General features: G+C 63.9%; 17 protein-coding genes. 8 read left to right on the top strand and 9 right to left on the bottom strand.

Features of this window, described 5'->3' with window-relative positions; all coding sequences use genetic code 11:
- Positions 1–102: 102 nt before the first annotated feature.
- Positions 103–1,290: a sulfate adenylyltransferase gene (sat, locus tag KDG50_11605; protein ID MCB1866070.1), complete on the bottom strand. Its 1,188-nt coding sequence runs from the start codon at positions 1,288–1,290 to the stop codon at positions 103–105.
- 260 nt (positions 1,291–1,550) lie between these two features.
- On the opposite strand from sat, the gene KDG50_11600 reads away from it, so the two are divergent.
- Complete coding sequence (locus tag KDG50_11600; GenBank protein MCB1866069.1) at positions 1,551–1,976, top strand: DUF4124 domain-containing protein; 426 nt, start codon at positions 1,551–1,553, stop codon at positions 1,974–1,976.
- Positions 1,977–2,237: 261 nt separating this feature from the next.
- Here KDG50_11600 and KDG50_11595 read toward each other — a convergent pair whose 3' ends face one another.
- From KDG50_11595 to KDG50_11585, 3 genes are read right to left on the bottom strand one after another with little or no spacing between them, the layout of a single operon-like run.
- Positions 2,238–3,305: a thioredoxin fold domain-containing protein gene (locus KDG50_11595; protein ID MCB1866068.1), complete on the bottom strand. Its 1,068-nt coding sequence runs from the start codon at positions 3,303–3,305 to the stop codon at positions 2,238–2,240.
- Positions 3,292–4,098 carry a 3'(2'),5'-bisphosphate nucleotidase CysQ gene (gene cysQ, locus KDG50_11590; protein ID MCB1866067.1) on the bottom strand — a complete coding sequence of 269 codons (807 nt, stop codon included), beginning with the start codon at positions 4,096–4,098 and terminating at the stop codon, positions 3,292–3,294. Before cysQ ends, KDG50_11595 begins: the two co-directional genes overlap by 14 nt.
- Positions 4,089–4,760: an alpha/beta hydrolase gene (locus KDG50_11585; GenBank protein MCB1866066.1), complete on the bottom strand. Its 672-nt coding sequence runs from the start codon at positions 4,758–4,760 to the stop codon at positions 4,089–4,091. Before KDG50_11585 ends, cysQ begins: the two co-directional genes overlap by 10 nt.
- 42 nt (positions 4,761–4,802) lie before the next feature.
- Here KDG50_11585 and yrfG point away from each other — a divergent pair, with 42 nt between their 5' ends.
- A complete protein-coding gene (yrfG, locus tag KDG50_11580; GenBank protein MCB1866065.1) occupies positions 4,803–5,456 on the top strand; it encodes a GMP/IMP nucleotidase in 654 nt (217 codons plus the stop codon).
- Between the two features lie 42 nt (positions 5,457–5,498).
- Here yrfG and KDG50_11575 read toward each other — a convergent pair whose 3' ends face one another.
- Entirely contained in the window at positions 5,499–5,921 is a 423-nt protein-coding gene (locus KDG50_11575; protein ID MCB1866064.1) for a YkgJ family cysteine cluster protein, read from the bottom strand.
- Positions 5,918–7,255, bottom strand: coding sequence for an ATP-dependent RNA helicase RhlB (rhlB, locus tag KDG50_11570; GenBank protein ID MCB1866063.1), 1,338 nt, complete (start codon positions 7,253–7,255; stop codon positions 5,918–5,920). The genes KDG50_11575 and rhlB overlap by 4 nt, the downstream gene beginning before the upstream one ends.
- 212 nt (positions 7,256–7,467) lie before the next feature.
- Between rhlB and trxA the strand changes: the two genes are divergently transcribed.
- From trxA to waaA, 4 genes are all read left to right on the top strand, one after another.
- Entirely contained in the window at positions 7,468–7,794 is a 327-nt protein-coding gene (gene trxA / locus KDG50_11565) for a thioredoxin TrxA (GenBank protein MCB1866062.1), read from the top strand.
- Between the two features lie 327 nt (positions 7,795–8,121).
- Entirely contained in the window at positions 8,122–9,384 is a 1,263-nt protein-coding gene (gene rho, locus KDG50_11560; GenBank protein ID MCB1866061.1) for a transcription termination factor Rho, read from the top strand.
- An 80-nt stretch (positions 9,385–9,464) separates the two neighbouring features.
- Complete coding sequence (locus KDG50_11555; protein MCB1866060.1) at positions 9,465–10,139, top strand: nucleotidyltransferase family protein; 675 nt, start codon at positions 9,465–9,467, stop codon at positions 10,137–10,139.
- Complete coding sequence (waaA, locus tag KDG50_11550; GenBank protein MCB1866059.1) at positions 10,139–11,464, top strand: lipid IV(A) 3-deoxy-D-manno-octulosonic acid transferase; 1,326 nt, start codon at positions 10,139–10,141, stop codon at positions 11,462–11,464. Before KDG50_11555 ends, waaA begins: the two co-directional genes overlap by 1 nt.
- On the opposite strand, the gene KDG50_11545 is transcribed toward waaA, so the two are convergent.
- Complete coding sequence (locus KDG50_11545; GenBank protein ID MCB1866058.1) at positions 11,454–12,329, bottom strand: hypothetical protein; 876 nt, start codon at positions 12,327–12,329, stop codon at positions 11,454–11,456. The two genes, waaA and KDG50_11545, sit on opposite strands and share 11 nt — an antisense overlap.
- Here KDG50_11545 and KDG50_11540 point away from each other — a divergent pair.
- A complete protein-coding gene (locus KDG50_11540; GenBank protein MCB1866057.1) occupies positions 12,328–12,495 on the top strand; it encodes a hypothetical protein in 168 nt (55 codons plus the stop codon). The genes KDG50_11545 and KDG50_11540 overlap by 2 nt on opposite strands.
- Positions 12,496–12,499: 4 nt before the next feature.
- On the opposite strand, the gene nadA is transcribed toward KDG50_11540, so the two are convergent.
- Complete coding sequence (nadA, locus tag KDG50_11535) at positions 12,500–13,588, bottom strand: quinolinate synthase NadA (protein MCB1866056.1); 1,089 nt, start codon at positions 13,586–13,588, stop codon at positions 12,500–12,502.
- A gap of 15 nt (positions 13,589–13,603) precedes the next feature.
- The gene (locus KDG50_11530; protein ID MCB1866055.1) at positions 13,604–15,127 is read right to left on the bottom strand and encodes a dynamin family protein; all 1,524 of its coding nucleotides are present in this window, start codon (positions 15,125–15,127) and stop codon (positions 13,604–13,606) included.
- Between the two features lie 431 nt (positions 15,128–15,558).
- On the opposite strand from KDG50_11530, the gene KDG50_11525 reads away from it, so the two are divergent.
- Positions 15,559–15,954 carry an SCP-2 sterol transfer family protein gene (locus KDG50_11525; GenBank protein MCB1866054.1) on the top strand — a complete coding sequence of 132 codons (396 nt, stop codon included), beginning with the start codon at positions 15,559–15,561 and terminating at the stop codon, positions 15,952–15,954.
- The last annotated feature ends 261 nt before the right edge of the window (positions 15,955–16,215 follow it).

Below are 16,215 nucleotides of genomic sequence, written 5' to 3'. Positions count from 1 at the left end.
CCGGACCTCCGGGGTGGAGGATGCGCGAGGCTGAAGGTCGGTTCGATTCAGACACGGCCACCGCGCGGTTCGCGCGATCCGCGCGGTGGCCGGTCGGCGATGTCAGTTCAGGGACTGGTAGTAATCCATGAGAATCTTCGCGACTTCCGGTCGCGAAAATTCCGGCGGCGGCGCAATGCCGTTGCCGAGCATCTCACGCACCTTGGTGCCTGAGAGCAGCACGAAATCTTCCTTGGTATGGTCGGGCACGTCGCGCATCATCACCACGCGATTGAGCTTCTTGCTGTAGGCGGTGTGATCGGCATTGAAGATCTCGATCTCAAGTGCGCCACGTGGAACCTGATCCTGGAAGATCGTTTGTGCATCGAAGGCGCCGTAGTAATCACCGACGCCGGCATGGTCACGGCCGATGATGAAATGCGTCGCCCCCATGTTCTGGCGGAACAGCGCGTGCAGCACGGCCTCGCGCGGGCCGGCGTAGAGCATGTCGAAGCCATAGCCGGTGACCATCGCGCTGTTCGGCGGGAAGTACAGCTCGACCATCTTGCGTATTGCCGCATCGCGCACGGGCGCCGGAATATCACCCTTCTTGAGCTTGCCGAGCAGCATGTGGATGACCACGCCGTCCGCGCCAATCGACTCACGTGCCATGTGGCACAGCTCTTCATGCGCACGGTGCATGGGATTGCGGGTCTGGAACGCGACGACCTTTTTCCAGCCGCGTTCGGCGATTTCGTTGCGAATCTCGACTGCGGTGCGGAAGGTGTCCGGGAAATCCGTCTGGAAGTAGGAGAAGTTCAGAACCTGGATCGGCCCGGACAGACAGACCTTGCCGACGCTGTTGAACGCGGCGACGCCCGGATGCTCGGGATCGGTGGTGGCGTAGACCTTCTCGGTCATGAAGGCCATGTCGGCATCCGAGAATTCCTCAACCGCGGTCACCTCCATGACGGCCAGCACGGGATTTCCCTCGACATTTGGATCGCGCAGCGCAATGCGGTCGCCCGGTTTGATGTTGCCGGCGCTCTCAACGCAGTTGACGACGGGTACCGGGAAGAAGGTCCCGTCGGTCATGACCATGCTGTCGGCGACGGCCATTGCGTCGGCCTTGTTCATGAATCCGGACAGCGGCGTGTAGTAACCACCGCCGAGCTGAACGGCATTGCCGGCAGCAGCCGACGAGATCACGATGGACGGCAGGCTTTCGGCCTCGTGCATCAGCGCATGGTGGCGGTCAGGGTCGTAGACGAACAGCGGCTTGAGCGTGTCCGAACCGTGCGGTTTGATCATCTGGGGATCCCTCGGGAAGACGGTAGACGATGCCGGCCGTGCAACGCGCTAAAGGGGATGCTGCGCCCGGCTCTGGCAGGGGGAAACGTGGCGTAGGGTACCGTAGCGCCGACCCTTGGGGCTAAAGCAGTTTTTGATACGCCCATAATGCCCGCACGGCGAACCACGCGCCGCACCTACGCCGGCGGTCGGCAAAATCGCACATCGCCCGTCGCGCGCCGCCGCTGTCGGAGTCCGTTCCGGCGCGGTTCAATGACCCCATGCGCATACCACACCTGATTGCGATCGTTCTGCTGCCCCTGACCGCGGCTTTTACGCCAGCGCCGGGCCAGGCGGCAGTGTATCGCTGCGATCTGGAGGACGGCCGGATCGTCTTTCAGGAAACCGCGTGCAGTGACGGGGGACAGGTGAAACTGGACGGGCACGGTGCGCCCAAGGTCGGCTGGTCGGCCAGCGCCAAAGACTACCGCACCGGGACTTGGAGTCCGCCAGCCGTGAAAAAATCCGCCCGATCGGGGGCCGGCGCCGCCGAGAAGCGCCGGATCGCCGAGCGCTGCCATAGCCGCGAGGCGCGCCTGGAACGCATCGAATCGACGATGCGTCGCGGCTACAAGGCCGGGCAGGGCACCAAGCTGCGCGCCCAGCGCCGCGAACTGGAGCGTTACCTGCGCGAGTTCTGTTCCTGATGGGACGTTGATACGGTCACAGCCGCCATTTTGGCCGGCCGCAAGCGGTCGAAAATGGGAGAAAACGAAAAACCACGCTTTTTCGTTTTCGTTGCCCTGGCAAGCCAGGATGGCTTGATCAGGGCTTTGAATCCACGCGGAACAGGGAAGTGCCGCCATTTTGGCCGGCTGCAAGCCGTCGAAAATGGGAGAAAACGAAAAACCACGCTTTTTCGTTTTCGTTGCCCTGGCAAGCCAGGATGGCTTGATCAGGGCTTTGAATCAAAGAAACTCCGTTCCATGCCGCTCGCGGTAGCTTTCCAGGCGCTTTTCATAACGCCAGCGCTGGAAATTGGGCTGCTCCAGGTAGGCGCGTGTCTGCACGAATTCCAGCACGCCCGCCAAGCGATACTGCTGAACGACGGAATCCACGCGGATGATCTCCTTTCCGCGTTCGTCGTAGAGCACGATGGTCGGGGTAAAGAACAGGCCCAGCTTCCGCGCCCAGTCGCGCGCGGTCGTTCGCTCGCCGGCGGGCGTGATCACAGGACTCTGCGACCACATGTCGAGCTGCACGACGTCAAAGTCGCGCAGCCGCGCCAGAACCGCCCCGTCATTGAGGGGGTCGGTGTGCAGCGCGTCGCAGGCGTGGCAGTCGCCCTGTTCGAAGAACACGGCTAGCGGACGCTGAGCCGGCATGCGGCTTCGATCCAGCGCCAGCGGGGGCGGTGCGGCGAGTTCGAAATAGTTCAGGCCGCCCTCCTCGAAACTCATGGTCGGATCGGCCCGGGCGAGAAAGTCGCGGAAGCTCTCCGACCGGTAGAACCCGTCGGTTACGTAGTTGATCGCGGCGCGGAACTGGTAGGGCGGATAGTAGCCGCGCAGACGAAACACCTCGTTGCCTTCCGGGCCGATGAACAGCAGGGTCGGGGTGAACTGGGCCTCGAAGAAGACCGAAAGCTCCTGTTCCGTGTATTTCTGGCCATCCGGCAGGGTCACTTCGCGCGCACCGTAGATATCAAAACCGATGACGTCGAACTGACGGCGGACGAGACTTTCGATGTCCAGCTTGCCGAGGTCATGCTCCAGAAACGCCTCGCAATAGGCGCAGTGTTCCTGGCCGAAATAGAGCATCAGCCCGAACTTGCCGTGCGTGCGAGCGTCTTCGAGGTCCTCGCGCAGGTCGTAGAAGCTCTTCTTGAACCACGGCGGGTGCTTGAGGTTGCGGAATGCAGGGTCGTCCGCGAAGACGACTTCGTTGATCCGCTCGTTCGGACCGCCACCGGCCAGGGCAGTGCCAAGTACCAACCCGAGCACCAGTGCGGTCATGCGCGCACTAATCGGACAGATTCGCAATCCAGTCATATGCAGGGTCCCCGACCACCAGGAAGTGGGGGTTCAGCAGGGTCTCGGGCTTGTTATAGCGCAAACGATGTCCGGCCGTATCCACGACTTGCCCGCCGGCACATTCAACCACGCACTGGGCCGCGGCCGTGTCCCACTCCGAAGTCGGCCCCAGGCGTGGATAACAGTCTGCCTGCCCGTCGGCCACCAGGCACAGCTTCAGCGAACTGCCGATGGAAACCAGATCATGGTCACCCATGCGGGAAAGCATGGCATCCAACGAGTCACCTCGATGCGAACGGCTCGCGCAGATGCGCGGCGGGCGGGCAGGGGGGCGGCGTGTGGTGATCGGCTCGCGCACGCCATTGCGCGTTCGAAATGCACCGGCACCCCGGGCGGCGAAGTACAGGATCTCGAGCGCGGGCGCGTAGACCACACCGAGTACGGGCTCGCCGGCGTCGATCAGCGCGATGTTGACCGTGAACTCGCCATTGCGCTTGACGAACTCGCGGGTGCCGTCGAGCGGGTCCACGAGCCAGAAACGCGGCCAACCCAGGCGCCCCGCGCCGACCGCGGAACCGGACTCCTCCGACAACACCGGAATGGTCGGGGTCAGGCGGGCCAGGGCCCCGGTGATCAGGCGGTGGGCGGCCAGATCAGCGGCGGTCAGCGGCGAGTTGTCCGCCTTGTGCTCGACCGCGAATGGCGCCCGGTAGACCTCCATGATGGCCGCGCCCGCATCCAGGGCAATGGCAACCACCGGCTCCAGCCAGCCGGCCTCCGGCCCGTTCACGGGCAGGCTCCAGCGCCGATCGCGCAGAATCGCAGCTCGGTCCGCAGACGGCCCTCGAAGCTGGCGTCGACCGACACGTGCCCGAGGTGCTGGTCGACCCGCAACCCGGGCTGCGGTTCGGGTGTGACGCCACGAAACGCGAGCTGTTCGGGCGGGAACTCGACCTCCAGGCTCACGCGCATGGGGTAATAGCCGTCCAGAAAGCGCCGCATGAATGGCCCGTTGGCGAGCAGATAGCCGCGCTCGCCGTCGCGTTGCAGCGCCTGCGAGATCGCCGCGACGCACAACAGGGCCGCGTGACCGACGTCCTCCAGCTGCACGGAATCGCCATCGACCCAGGCCCGCCCGATGTTGCGGGTCGCGACGATAGTCAGATCGCGGATTCCGCCGGCCCGATACACCACCTCGGCGGCCGGCACGGCATCAAGGTGCTCGTGACACTGTTCCAGCGCGACCCAGCCGGACTCCAGCGCCGCCGGGTCGATCTTCATCCGGTTGCGGTGGTGGTGAACCGGTTGGGGCGGCGCCGGGTCGAGGAAGCGCAGTTCCCCCTCATTGACGGCCCGCGCACGCTCGATCTGCTCGAACCAGTCGAACGGGTCGGCTTCCGCAGGTAGATCGGCGGGCGATGCCGGCGACGCCAGCAGCAGGCCAAGCGCGGCGGCCATGAGGCCCTTGACAGTGTGCGTGCAACGGCTTGTCATGGTGCCATGCTGGTGAACTGGAACCGCGTGGAAACCGTCTTGCTGGACATGGACGGGACTCTGCTTGACCTCGGCTTCGACAACCATTTTTGGCTGGAATTCGTTCCGCAACGCTATGCCGGTGCCCGCGGAATGGACGCCACCGATGCGCGCGAACAGGTCTACGCGCGTTACCGCGCCGCGGTCGGCACGCTCGACTGGTACTGCGTCGATCACTGGACGCGCGAACTCGAGCTGGACATCATGGCACTGGCGCGCGAGCGTCGCGATGGCATCCGGCTGCTGCCGCACACCGTTCGCTTCCTCGATGGCGTGCGCGCGACCGGCAGGCAACTCTGGCTGGTCACCAACGCCCACCGCAAGACCCTGGAACTCAAGCTGGCCGAAACGGGAATCGGCCAGCGGTTCGACCGGATCGTCTGCTCCCACGACCATGGCGCCCCCAAGGAGCATGTCGAGTTCTGGGAGCGCATGATCCAGCTGCATCCATTCAGCCCGGCGCATGCGCTGATGGTCGACGACAGCCTGCCGGTGCTCGAGGCGGCGACCCGCTTCGGAGTCGGCCAGGTGCTGGCCGTATCACGTCCCGATCTTGGCCAACCACCGCGACACGTGCGGGCATTCCCCGTAGTCCACGACCTTTCGGAAGTAATTCCCTGAGATCCCGGCACAAGGCGCTGGCTGACCGTATCCAGCAGCCTGCTAGCCGCGCTTCCAGCGTTTGAAGCGCTTTTTGCAGTATTTGAGCAGCTCGTCGTAGTCGCGGAAATAGAGCTCGAAGCCTTCTTCGGCCGGACTGTCGTACTCGCAGTAATCGTTGGAATACTCGCGGCAGACCTCCGGGCGCGTTTCGTAGATGCCGCAGCGGCCGTCGTCGAGCAGGTGCGTGCAGCGGGTCGTGAACATCAGATACCAGCCATCCTCTTCCTTGTAGGCGCTGACGTTTTCATGCGAGACCTGCCAGAGCAGGTGCTCGAAATCGTATTTGGAACGCGGAGCGTCGATCTGCTGCGTCACGTAGCTGCAACAGATCGTGCCGGTGCAGAAGCTGCACTTGTTCTCGGGGGTGATCTTGACCTTCAGTTCCGGGCGCTTCTTCTTGTCTTTTTTGTCCTTTTTGCTCATGCCGCCGAACCGCCGCTGGAACCCGGCGCGCCGGATCGGGGACGTCGCCGCCGTCGCGGCGGCCGTCCGTCAGCGGGTGGTCTGGATCGATCACCGCGTCGCGGCGGCCGTCCACCAGGCCCGCTGCGCGGGCGATGCGTGCGCTTTGGAATCTCCAGGTCGGTCGCCAGCAGTTCCGGGTTCATCTCGGCGATTTCGATCTTGTGACCGATGTAGCGCTCGATGTCCGGCAGATGAAAAGAATAATCCTCGCAGGCAAACGAGATTGCATCGCCGCTGGCGCCAAGCCGCGCCGTGCGACCGATGCGGTGCACGTAGTCCTCCGCGTCCTGGGGCAGGTCGAAGTTGAACACGTGGCTGACCTCCGGGATATGCAGCCCGCGCGCGGCAACGTCGGTCGCCACGAGCACGGGCAGTTCGCCCGTCTGGAAGTCACGCAACAAACGCAGGCGCTTTTTCTGCGGAACGTCCCCCGACAGCACCGCCGCGTGCAGGGCGTTGGCCTCCAGCGCGGAGCCAATCAGTTCGGCGGCGCGTTTCGTGTTCACAAACACAATGCTGCGCTTCGGATCCATATACCGGAAAAGGCCGATCAGCAGCGGCAATTTTTCGTCATTCGCCGTCAGATAGAGGGACTGGCGGACCCGATCGGCCGTGACCTTGTCGGTCGCGATCTTCACGGACACCGGGTTGTTCATGTGCTCGTAGGCGAGTTCCGTCACGCGCATCGACAGCGTCGCCGAGAACAACAGACTGAGCCGTTGGGCGGGTGGCGGCATGCGTCGCAGCAGGAAGCGGATGTCCTTGATGAAGCCGAGATCGAACATGCGGTCGGCCTCGTCGAGCACCATGACCTGAACCGCGTTCAGGTCGAACACGCGCTGCTTGAAATAGTCGATGATCCGACCCGGCGTGCCGATCAGGATGTCGACGCCCGCGGCAAGCTCCTCGCGCTGTTTCTCGTAGTCGGTTCCGCCGAATGCCAGGCCCAGGCGCAGGCCGGTATAGCGGCCGAGTTGCTCGGCATCCCGGTGTATCTGCACGGCGAGTTCGCGCGTGGGGGCCAGCATGATCGCGCGCGGCTGGTTCGCGCGGCGCGTGCGTGGCGGCGCGTGCGTCAGCAGGCGCTGAAAGCTCGCGATCAGAAACGCCGCCGTTTTGCCGGTGCCGGTCTGCGCCTGACCGGCGACATCGTTGCCGGACAGCGCGGGCGGCAGGGACTCGGCCTGGATCGGGGTGCACAGATCGAATCCGGCGTCGGCCAGGCCGTGGAGAATCTCGGGCCGCAGGCCAAGGGATGCGAACGATACGTCGCTAAGATGTTGATCAACCATAACCCGTCAGAATACCCTAATTGAAATGGTCGGTGGGCTTGCACGCCCACGCGCGCTTCGTTCACAATGCGCGCAACCCTAGTAGAAAGACGCCGCACCCCGGGAACGACCCGGCCGGAAGCGGCCACTGTCGATCGACAACCCCGTTCGCCGCATCCGCGGATTCCGAGCCATCCCGTACCACGATCCGCCGCAATCCAGGAGCGATCTGAATGAGTGCCGACATCTCCCAGTTGACCGACACGAATTTCGAGCAGGAAGTCTTGAAAAGCGACGTGCCGGTGCTTGTGGACTATTGGGCGGAGTGGTGCGGTCCGTGCAAGATGATTGCGCCGGCGCTCGAGGAGATTGCCGGCGAGTATGCCGGGCGCCTGAAGGTCGCGAAGCTGAACATCGACGACAATCCCGGCGTTCCGCCGCGTTACGGCATCCGTGGCATCCCGACCCTGATGCTGTTCAAGGGCGGCGAGGTTGAAGACACCCGCGTCGGCGCGCTGACCAAGTCGCAGCTTGCGGCGTTTCTCGACAAGAATCTCTGAACGTCGCCTTTGCCGTGCGTCGGTCCGGTTCGGATCAGACCCAGCCGATCTCCGAACGCTTGGCGTGGATCGGCCGGTTACGCAGGACGCTTTGTTCGACCGGGTGCGTGACGCTTCCGTGAACAACGGCAGTGGCCGCTGCGGTCATCATGAGCGGGCAGCTGGTTGTCGTCGCTCGACCAGGCAATAGATTCAAAGTTTCGATTGACTCGATAACCAGACCCTGATCCTTTCGTCCGCGGCGGGCGCATGCGCGCCGCGTGGACCCCACCCAGTCCCGCCGGATGCGTTCCGGCATCCCTCCGTCCACTTCTACTCTCTACGCACATGAATCTGACCGAACTCAAGAAGATGCCCGTCGCTGATCTGGCCGCCGTGGGTGGCGAACTCGGGCTGGATGCCGCCAGCACCGGCCGGCTGCGCAAACAGGACCTGATCTTCGCGATCCTCAAGGCCAAGGCGCGTCGCGGGGACGACATCTATGGTGACGGGGTGCTGGAAATCCTCTCTGACGGGTTCGGATTTCTGCGTTCGGCCGACAGCTCGTTTCTTGCCGGGCCGGACGATATTTACGTCTCGCCGAGTCAGATTCGCCGTTTCAATCTGCGCACCGGTGACACGATCTCCGGAAAGATTCGCCCGCCCAAGGAAAGCGAACGCTACTTTGCGCTGTTGAAGGTCTCGGAGATCAATTACGAGCCGCCCGAGAACGCCAAGAACAAGATCCTGTTCGAAAATTTCACGCCGCTGTTCGCCAATCACCGGATGAAGCTCGAACGCGGCAACGGTTCCACCGAGGACATCACCGCGCGGCTCATCGAACTGGTTGCGCCGATCGGCAAGGGCCAGCGCGGTCTGATCGTCTCGCCGCCAAAGGCCGGCAAGACCATGATGCTGCAGAACATCGCCCAGGCGATCGGCGCGCAGCACCCCGAGGTCTATCTGATCGTGCTGCTGATCGACGAACGACCCGAGGAGGTCACGGAGATGCAGCGTTCGGTCCGGGGCGAGGTGATTTCCTCGACCTTCGACGAGCCCGCCACACGCCATGTGCAGGTCGCCGAAATGGTGATCGAGAAGGCCAAGCGCCTGGTTGAACACCGTCGCGATGTCGTGATCCTGCTCGATTCCGTCACGCGCCTTGCGCGTGCCTACAACACCGTGGTGCCGTCCTCGGGCAAGGTGCTCACGGGCGGTGTGGACGCCAACGCACTGCAGCGTCCGAAGCGCTTCTTTGGTGCGGCACGCAACGTCGAGGAAGGCGGCAGCCTGACCATCATTGCCACCGCCCTGATCGACACGGGCTCGAAGATGGACGACGTGATCTACGAGGAGTTCAAGGGCACCGGCAACATGGAGATTCACCTCGATCGCCGGATCGCCGAGAAGCGCATCTTCCCGTCGATCAACATCAACCGTTCGGGTACCCGACGCGAGGAACTGCTGACCTCGCCGGAGGAACTGCAGAAGATGTGGATCCTTCGCAAAATCCTGCACCCGATGGACGAACTGGCCGCGATCGAATTCATGGTCGAGAAACTCAAGGGCACAAAGACGAATGCCGAGTTCTTCGACTCCATGCGTCGCTGAGATTTCCGCGCCGGGTCCGCAGCGTGCGCGAGCAGGCGCGGCGCGATCGGATTGTCTGACGGCTCCAGGCACGTGATCCCATGCGTGCAATGATTCTGGCCGCGGGCCGCGGCGAGCGACTGCGGCCGCTGACCGATCGCATCCCCAAACCGCTGGTCGAGGTTCACGGCCAGACCCTGATCGAACGGGTGCTCTGCCAACTCGCGCGTGCGAGTGTCTACGAGCTTGTGGTCAACACCGCCTGGCTGGGCGAGCAGCTGCACGCACGCATTGGCGATGGCGCGCAGTACGGCGTACGCGTCGACTGGTCGGATGAACCGCCGGGGGCGCTCGAGACTGGCGGCGGCATCCGCCGCGCGTTGCCCCTGCTCGGAGACGAACCGTTCATTGTCGTGAACGCCGACGTTTACAGCGACTTCGACTTCGCCACACTGGACCGCCTCGCGGCCAACGACCTTGGGCACCTGATCCTCGTGGACAATCCCGACCATCATCCCGACGGTGATTTCGGGCTGGACGGGCGGCGCGTGCACAACAACGCACTGCGGCGGCTGACCTATGCGGGCATTGCCGTTTTGCACCCCAATCTGTTTGACGGTGAAATGCGAGAACGCTTTTCGCTCGCGCCGCTGCTGCGGTCTGCTGCAGAGCGGAATCGACTGAGCGGGACGCATTTCACCGGCCTGTGGTCCGACGTAGGCACCGCCGAACGGCTCGCAGAGCTCGAGCAGCGCCTAATGGCGGGCGGTTCGTGATGGTCGATCGACCCGAGCCTCCGCCGACGACCACTGGCGGCGATTGGCCGAGGCGCATGTACACCGTGGTGGTCTACCTGATGCTGCCCTTCGCGCTGCTGCGCTTGTTCGTGCGCGGGATCCGCGCGCCGGATTACTGGCACCGCTGGCGCGAACGCTTCGGCTTGATCGAACCCGTTCCATCGGGCGGTGTCTGGCTGCACGCGGTCTCGGTCGGCGAAGTGCAGGCGGTGGTGCCGCTCGTGCGCGAACTTCGCAAACTGAATCCCGAGATGCCGGTCACCGTCACAACCACGACACCGACGGGCTGGCGTCGTGTCGTCGAGGCGATGGGCGAGGGCGTTGTGCATCGCTTCACGCCTTACGACGCACCCTTCGCGGTGCGAAAGTTTCTCGAGCGCGTACGGCCACGCTGCGTGATCATCGTGGAAACGGAGATCTGGCCCAACCTGCTGGCGGAATGCCGGCGTCGTTCGGTTCCGGTCGCTTTGGCGAATGCGCGTCTTTCGCAACGTTCGGCGCGCGGTTATGCGCGTTTTCCGCGTCTCATCCGTGCTGCCCTGAACGCGTTCAGCCTGATCGCGGCCCATGATGAGCCCGATGCGCAACGGTTCCGCGATCTTGGCGCCACGGAGGGGATCGTTCGGGTCACGGGCAACATCAAGTTCGACCAACCGCTCCCGGCCAGTCGTCGCGAGCAGTCGCAGGCACTGCGCAGGGCACTGGGACTGGACGGCCACGTGTGGATCGCCGCGAGCACGCACGAAGGCGAAGACGAGCAGATTCTCGCGGCCTTCGGCAAGGTCCGTTCGCGCGTCGCGGATTGCCGCCTGATTCTGGTGCCCAGACACCCGGAACGATTCGCCCGCGTAGGGCAGCTAGTCAGCCGGCATGGGTTCGAAACGGTGCTGCGCAGCGAGCAACGCCCGTGCGCGGCCACCACCGAGGTCTTCGTGCTCGACTCCATGGGCGAGCTTCCGCTTTTCTATGGGCTCGCGGACCTGGCGTTTGTCGGCGGCAGTCTGGTGCGGGGCGGCGGCCACAACGTGCTCGAACCGGCCGCGCTGGGTGTCCCGGTCCTGTTTGGACCACACATGTTCAACTTTGCGGGAATTGCCCGGGTGCTGCTGGACGGCGAGGGCGCGCGCGAGGTCCGCGGCGTCGACGAGCTGTCGTCAATCGTGATTGGCTGGTTTGAAAACCCGGCGGAACGCAGTCGTTTCGGCGACAACGCTCGCGCGGTGGTGGCACGCAATCGCGGCGCTCTGGGAAGGTTGCTGGCGGCGCTGCGACCGCTGATACGCGACCAGTCGATCAGCGCCTGACCGGCCGGCCGGCCGCACAGTGACGGGCCACGAAGTCGGCGACCGTGCAGAAGTCCATGCGCCCCGCCAGCGGATGCGAAAGGAGGGATTGCAGATTTTCACCCACGATGTCCCAGGACCGCTGGTCCGTACGGAACGCAAGCGCTAGATAGGGCATCGGTGTCTCGCGCAGGGCCCGGTCGAGCAGGTCGGCGAACCGGTTCGGCGCAACGCCACGTTGGTACATCTTCAGCATCCGCGGACGTTGCCGATAGCGCCATCCGTCTCGCCGCAGCGCGTCGAGGTGCCCGGCGAGATCAGGGCGTACGATGCGTGCCGAACTGAGCGGGATCGCCCACAGTAATCGGCTGGCACCCGGCGGCAGAGGTTTCGCCAGTGCATCGCGGTCCGGCTGATACGGGCTGCGCGCAAACCAGCGATAGTCGGCCAGCGGTCCGCGGGAATTGATGTCGCTGTCATGGCGCATACGAAACCCGGGTTCAATCGAAAGCTCGTAGCGAATCCCGAGCCTTTCGGCCAGATTGGCGGTGGTCGTGTCCAGCCACGCATCGCCCATGCGCAGCACCTCGGCAGCCTCACCGAAGTGCTGTTTGTACGTCTCGACCGCCAGTCCCATGCAGTGCTCGATCCAGGTCGGACTCGACGAATCCACCAGCCATCGATCGGACTCCCAGCGATACAGATGCGGGTGCAGGCCGATCACATCGCCGGCTGCGCGTAATGCTTCGATCCGGGCGGCATAGCGATCCAGTGCGTATGTGGCGGATCCGTAGCACTGCTCGATCTGCGGGTCGATGCGCACCAGCCAGTGAAGGCGTGCGGGCCGCCCGGTGACGTTCTGCGCGCGTTCGCGGAAACCTGCCATGCGCTCGAAGGTGGGTTCGACGCTGATCCAGGGCTGTGCGGACGCCGGATCGATGTCGCGCGGATCCGGCTCGATATCGATGCACAGCAGGCAGGGAATGCGCTGTGTCGAAGTCAGATCATCCGATCTGGCGTCGGACGATGCACAAGTCGGTTTGATGATCTGAGTACTCAGGCGTTTCCGCGCGCGCCAATTCCGTGCTCGCGCGCAAAGTCGAGCATTCGCCGGATCGGCACGACCGCGCGCTCGGCGATCGCGGGATCGATGAGGATTTCGTTGGCCCCGGTGCGCAGTACCGAGGCGAGATTTTTCAGGCCGTTCATCGCCATCCACGGACAGTGCGCGCAACTCTTGCAGGTTGCGCCTTCGCCGACGGTTGGCGCCTCAATGAAGATCTTTTGCGGCGCGGCCTTGCGCATCTTGTAGAAGATGCCCTTGTCGGTCGCTACGATGAGTTCCTTCTGCTTCAGATCGCGCGCTGCGTTGATGAGCGCAGTGGTCGAACCGACCACATCGGCCTGATCGCGCACATGTTGTGGTGATTCCGGGTGTACCAGCACGGCGGCCTGCGGGTGCAGCCTGCGCAGACGCTCGAGCGCGACGGACCGGAACTCCTCATGTACAACACACGAACCGTTCCACAACAGAATGTCGGCGCCGGTCGCGCGCGCGACGTAATCCCCTAGGTGCTTGTCCGGCGCCCAGATGATCTTTTCGCCACGTTCGGCGAGATGCTCCACAATCGGCAGCGCGATGCCCGAGGTCACGACCCAGTCGGATCGCGCCTTCACCTCGGCGGAGGTGTTTGCGTAAACGACCACGGTTCGATCCGGATGCGCATCGCAGAACGTCGCGAACTGATCGGCCGGACAGCCCAGGTCCAGCGAACAGGTGGCCTCCAGCGTGGGCATGAGCACACGCTTTTCCATGTTCAGGATCTTCGCCGTCTCACCCATGAAACGCACACCGGCCACGATCAGCGTCGAGGCTGGATGTGAATTTCCAAAGCGCGCCATCTCGAGTGAATCGGCTACGTGTCCGCCGGTCTCTTCGGCGAGACGCTGGAGTTCCTCGTCGACGTAGTAATGCGCGACCAGCACGGCGTTCTGACGACGCAGCTCGGCCGCGATGAACTTGCGCAGCTCATCGCGCTCGGCCGGCGAAAGTGTCTCCGCCGGCGGGTGTGGCGGGATCTCGATTGCCGGGACCAGCGGCACGAACGACCGGCTGGTCGCGGAGTCCGACTCGCGAATCGCCATCGGCGAAGCCGTCGCTCAGCTCGACGAGGCGGGGGCCGGCGACGGTTGTGCGGGAGCGTCAGCGGTCGCAGCGGCCACGGCTTCAACCTCGACCGCGTTTGGCCCGGCAGCCGCGTCGCGTCGACCGGACGGATCGGTGAAGCGGTCGTTCAGACGCTGGACGAAACGGTCGGTCTCGGCGAGCACCGCCAGAACCCGCTTGCGTGCGAACCGCCCCCAGCCGGCGGGCTTGCGCGCGAAGATGCTGCGCCACGGGCGGGTGTTGCGGATGAATGCGGACTTCAGGTTTCCGGGGACATCCGCGGGCGGCCGGGTCCGCGCGAGCGACCGCGCAATACCCGCGGCGGCGACGCTGCGCACGACAAAGTGCACGGCGATTGCCAATGCCGCGGCAACCGCCAGCGCGGCGTAGATGCGACCCGGATGACCACGAAGCCAGTCGATGCCCGGGATCGCCAGTGCGCCGTTCGTCCACCAGCCGAACTTCCACGCTGCGACACCAACGCCGACGGCAACCAGTCCGGCGACGATTGCGTCACCGACCAGCACGCGCCGGCGCCAGCGGTCGATCAGCCGGTCGATGGCCGGTGCCGCATGGGCATCAAGGTCGCGCGCGGTCTTTTCCAGCGAAGCGACGATGCGGTAGGCGCGCTCGATGGTGACCTGACGCATGCGCCCGATGATCTCGCCAAGATCCAGATCACGCTTCGTTTCAAAACGCCGACGCAGCGCCGGATCGTCAATCGGCTGTGCGACCTTCGGGTTGTAGATCGTATAGAAGCGGCCGGCGGTGAGTCCCTGCTCGGCGAGTGCACGTTGCCAGGCCGCGACAACATCCTCCGGATTATCCTCGCGCGCGGCGGTGTCGATCTGATTGAGGATGTAGAGAAACTTGCTGGAATCCGGGCGTTTCAGCGTTGCGCCGACCAGGTGATGCAGGGTGTCATGCATTGCACCGGGTTCCGGATGCCGGGCATCGAAGAACACCAGCACCAGATCGGCAAGCGCGACGATGTGGTCAGTGATCCGCAGCGTCGCGGTACGCTGTGCGTCGGCATCAAATCCCGGCGAGTCCACGAGGATGCGCCCGCGCAGTTCCTCCGAAGGGCAGGTCTTCATCTGCAGGTACGAGTCGATGCGCTTGCCTTCACCCGCGGCGACGCGATCGATCTCCGCGCTGATTCGATACAGCGGAAAGCGCGGGTCGGCATCGAGCGCAACGCCAGGCAGCGCATGCGGGGTCGGCTCGCGCGAGAAACACAGCACCGTGAATTTGTCGTCGACGGCCTGGTTGCCCGTGCGCTGCAGGTTGGTGTCGAGAAAGTAGTTGATGAACGATGACTTGCCGGCCGAGAACGTGCCGAGAATCGCGATCAATGGCCACCAGGAAATCTGCGTCGCGTAGGACTGATCTGCCGCCAGCAAGCCCATGCGATGTGCGATGCGGTCGAGCTGCCGGAATCCGCGCACGGCATCGAGCAGTACCGGGTTTTCTTCTTTTAGGTGCGATTCGAGCAGGTTCAGTCGATCGTCGATCATCGGTGTGGCGGTCCTTGGAGATGGGCTCTCGCAGGCACAGAGGCCGAGGGCGGGAGCGGGGAGCGCTCCGTGGAGCGCTCGCTGCGGTTCGTTGTTGCGGTCCCGGACACGTCGCGGGCGTGTTCAAACGCTTGCGGACATTGCGAGACTGTGCCCGCAGTTTAACGTACGTTCCAACGCCCACGCACGGTTGCAATGACTGGCCGCCTTCTGGAGAATTCCGCGCCGATCCACATCGCTTGGCAAGGTCAACGCCGCTCCGGCGGCCAAGATTGTTGGCCTAAAAATACTCATTGATTCATTAAGTTACGGAGTATTTTGTCACTCGTTTCTCGGATTCTGGCGGCGGCTCGACTGGGCTGCCCCAAAGTTGGGCGCCGGGGTTGATCCCGGGCCTGTTCGCTCGCTAAATCACTGTTCGGAGAGACCTAATGTCAGATTTGTTCAGCGCCGATTGGATGGACCGTTTCAAGGATGCCTGGAATGCCGACCCGGAGCTCGCGGGCGCACTCGGCCAGATTGGCTTCAATTCCGTGATCGCATACGGCATCGACGGTGAGGATGCACCGCGCGGCGTTCTGAGCATCGAAAATGGCCACGTCACCGCCGCCGGCGCCTATAGCGGTGAAACCGTGAACTGGGACCTGCGTGCGTCCGCCGACCAGTGGAACAAGTGGATGGGCAGCCCGCCCAACATGATGGGCCTTGGCATGGCCTATACGACCCGCAAGCTCAAGTTCAAGACCGGCGACTACGGCGCGATGATCAAGGATCCGCGCATGGCGAAGCCGTTTGTGAAGAGCTTCAGCGCAATGGGTCGCGCCTGATCGAGGATCGCGCGCCGGGTCGGGCGGTCGTCCGGCCCCGGCGCGAGATGGCCCTGCGACGGGGCCGCTTCATTTCGATTTCTGTCCGCGCCAGCCTCGCTTGTGCCCAGGTCCACGGCAGCAGTCAGCACTGTAAATCAGCCGGTTAGGCCGGTTGTCGCAGGTCCGCTCTGAACATTCGGCAGCGGGACCTAGACCTGTCTCACAGCGCCATGTAATTGCAATCAGGCGCTCAGGTCTGCTTACAAAAATAAGCAAAAT

Source organism: Chromatiales bacterium, from assembly GCA_020445605.1.
Taxonomy (GTDB): Bacteria; Pseudomonadota; Gammaproteobacteria; order JAGRGH01; family JAGRGH01; genus JAGRGH01.
This window is presented reverse-complemented; position numbering and strand designations above follow the sequence as displayed.

Bases quoted from the DNA above. Each gene is read 5' to 3' on its own strand.
- KDG50_11600 (MCB1866069.1), top strand. From the start codon at position 1,551: ATGCGCATACCACACCTGATTGCGATCGTTCTGCTGCCCCTGACCGCG.
- KDG50_11525 (MCB1866054.1), top strand. From the start codon at position 15,559: ATGTCAGATTTGTTCAGCGCCGATTGGATGGACCGTTTCAAGGATGCC.
- KDG50_11540 (MCB1866057.1), top strand. From the start codon at position 12,328: ATGCGCTCGAAGGTGGGTTCGACGCTGATCCAGGGCTGTGCGGACGCC.
- yrfG (MCB1866065.1), top strand. From the start codon at position 4,803: ATGCTGGTGAACTGGAACCGCGTGGAAACCGTCTTGCTGGACATGGAC.
- sat (MCB1866070.1), bottom strand. From the start codon at position 1,290: ATGATCAAACCGCACGGTTCGGACACGCTCAAGCCGCTGTTCGTCTAC.
- nadA (MCB1866056.1), bottom strand. From the start codon at position 13,588: ATGGCGATTCGCGAGTCGGACTCCGCGACCAGCCGGTCGTTCGTGCCG.
- waaA (MCB1866059.1), top strand. From the start codon at position 10,139: ATGGTCGATCGACCCGAGCCTCCGCCGACGACCACTGGCGGCGATTGG.
- rhlB (MCB1866063.1), bottom strand. From the start codon at position 7,255: ATGGTTGATCAACATCTTAGCGACGTATCGTTCGCATCCCTTGGCCTG.
- KDG50_11585 (MCB1866066.1), bottom strand. From the start codon at position 4,760: ATGGCCGCCGCGCTTGGCCTGCTGCTGGCGTCGCCGGCATCGCCCGCC.
- KDG50_11530 (MCB1866055.1), bottom strand. From the start codon at position 15,127: ATGATCGACGATCGACTGAACCTGCTCGAATCGCACCTAAAAGAAGAA.
- KDG50_11555 (MCB1866060.1), top strand. From the start codon at position 9,465: ATGCGTGCAATGATTCTGGCCGCGGGCCGCGGCGAGCGACTGCGGCCG.
- KDG50_11545 (MCB1866058.1), bottom strand. From the start codon at position 12,329: ATGGCAGGTTTCCGCGAACGCGCGCAGAACGTCACCGGGCGGCCCGCA.
- KDG50_11575 (MCB1866064.1), bottom strand. From the start codon at position 5,921: ATGAGCAAAAAGGACAAAAAAGACAAGAAGAAGCGCCCGGAACTGAAG.
- trxA (MCB1866062.1), top strand. From the start codon at position 7,468: ATGAGTGCCGACATCTCCCAGTTGACCGACACGAATTTCGAGCAGGAA.
- rho (MCB1866061.1), top strand. From the start codon at position 8,122: ATGAATCTGACCGAACTCAAGAAGATGCCCGTCGCTGATCTGGCCGCC.